Raw genomic sequence first — 1711 nt, forward strand, 5'->3', positions numbered from 1 at the left:
CATAAACGATTATCTCGTAACAGCCGCTCTTTGTTGATCATTTCAAACCTTTATTCTCTAAGTTAAACCTCTTTTTATTCTCAATAGCGTGACAAAAAATGCAAGTCTCTATTCAGCAACTAGTTTACTGATTTCGTGGTGATTATGTGCCCTGTAAGGTGTGTAAACGCTATTTTAACAAAATTAAAAGAATTATTTTTTATATGTTATTCCTTTTTTTTGAAAGACAGCAACAAAAAAACTAATCCAAAATTTTAACTAGTGCCTATACTATGATCTATATCACAGGAATAACCAATAATATTTCTGAATGATAATAATCAATTAAGGAGTTTATGATGAAAAAATTACCAGCTGCTTTAATTTTGGTTTTAGGTGCGTTGTCATTCGGTGCAATAGCTGATGAGGCAAAACAAGTCATGCAATTTCCTGCCTAGCAGTCAATGGATGTTGTCTCTGTTGTTGCGGGAGAAACACCTACTAGTGCCGTTGAGCAGTTAGCTAAAGAGGCTACCAAAAAAGGGGCAACTAGCTATTATGTTACCTTTTTAGCCTATACACAAAATAAAGTACAAGCTAATGCCCGCATCTATGGTAACAGTCAAGCTAATTCTCCAGCCTATAGATAATTGGTAATATAAATTATCGCATGATGATAGCGCTTTAATTTTTGATAAAAACACGCTGAAGAGTTATTCTCAGCGTGTTTTTACTTAAGGACATATATTACGACTATGTTAGCTGATCAATCATCATTGGCTATGATGCAACAATATCTTTCGTGTCAGCATGTTTTTTCGCTATTTACCTCTTTTCAGTCAGATGTCTGGCCTGCCGTTTGTTTTTATACCTTTAACGCCGAAACGATGTCCTTATATTTTCTGACTGAAACCAGTACTTGCCATGGGCAACTGATGCTTAAAAACCCGCTTGTGGCTGGCACTATTTGTTGTCAAAACAAAACAGTGGCCAACATACAAGGAATACAATTTATCGGTAAAGTCGATTCTCTAATCGGCAAAGAAGAAAAGCAAGCCAGGCAAGATTATAATCGACGATTTCCAGTCGCTATGGCAGCCAGTATCCCTATTTGGCAATTATCTTTACAACAGATTAAAATGGTCAATAATAAGTTAGGTTTTGGCACTAAACTGGTCTGGCATCGTGATAGTTAATTCAGTCTATGGATCACTTGATTATGACTACCTCGCCATAATAGATTGGGATCATAGCGCGCTTGAATAAATTTACCATCAACTAATACATCAAGATAGTTAACTACGGCTCGTTGATTATCAGTTAATTGGTCAATGGTATAACCCGTCCACAACCAAATATCTTTATCTGGGCATTCGTGTTTAATGCGTTTAACCAGCTGTAAAATCGTCTCTACATTTTGTGGATGTAATGGTTCGCCGCCAGAGAGGGAAAGTCCCTGACGAACGATCCTTTGGTCTTGCAAATCAGTGATGATTTGATTTTCTATTGCTTGGGTAAACGGTTTACCCGAATCAATTTTCCAGGTGCTTTTGTTGTAACAACCTTTACATTGATGAAGACAGCCAGCGACAAATAACGTACAACAAACTAGTTGCTGAATAGAGACTTGCATTTTTTGTCACGCTATTGAGAATAAAAAGAGGTTTAACTTAGAGAATAAAGGTTTGAAATGATCAACAAAGAGCGGCTGTTACGAGATAATCGTTTATGT

Annotated in this window: 3 protein-coding genes; 2 read left to right on the forward strand and 1 reads right to left on the reverse strand. The window is 36.5% G+C overall.

Going from position 1 to position 1711, the window contains the following annotated elements; translation table 11 throughout:
• Positions 1-443: 443 nt before the first annotated feature.
• Both CBG25_RS07875 and CBG25_RS07880 read left to right on the forward strand, forming a co-directional pair.
• Positions 444-629: a DUF1471 domain-containing protein gene (locus CBG25_RS07875; protein ID WP_290605863.1), complete on the forward strand. Its 186-nt coding sequence runs from the start codon at positions 444-446 to the stop codon at positions 627-629.
• A gap of 105 nt (positions 630-734) precedes the next feature.
• A complete protein-coding gene (locus CBG25_RS07880) occupies positions 735-1175 on the forward strand; it encodes a YhbP family protein (protein WP_290605864.1) in 441 nt (146 codons plus the stop codon).
• Here the strand turns inward: CBG25_RS07880 and nrdG are convergent.
• Complete coding sequence (gene nrdG / locus CBG25_RS07885) at positions 1172-1612, reverse strand: anaerobic ribonucleoside-triphosphate reductase-activating protein (protein ID WP_290605865.1); 441 nt, start codon at positions 1610-1612, stop codon at positions 1172-1174. The genes CBG25_RS07880 and nrdG overlap by 4 nt on opposite strands.
• Between the last annotated feature and the right edge of the window lie 99 nt (positions 1613-1711).

This window comes from Arsenophonus sp. ENCA (assembly GCF_002287155.1).
Taxonomy (GTDB): Bacteria; Pseudomonadota; Gammaproteobacteria; order Enterobacterales; family Enterobacteriaceae; genus Arsenophonus; species Arsenophonus nilaparvatae.

What these genes read in the sequence shown, in the direction of transcription:
- CBG25_RS07875 (WP_290605863.1), top strand. Translation starts at nt 444, where the DNA reads ATGGATGTTGTCTCTGTTGTTGCGGGAGAAACACCTACTAGTGCCGTT.
- CBG25_RS07880 (WP_290605864.1), top strand. Translation starts at nt 735, where the DNA reads ATGTTAGCTGATCAATCATCATTGGCTATGATGCAACAATATCTTTCG.
- nrdG (WP_290605865.1), bottom strand. Translation starts at nt 1,612, where the DNA reads ATGCAAGTCTCTATTCAGCAACTAGTTTGTTGTACGTTATTTGTCGCT.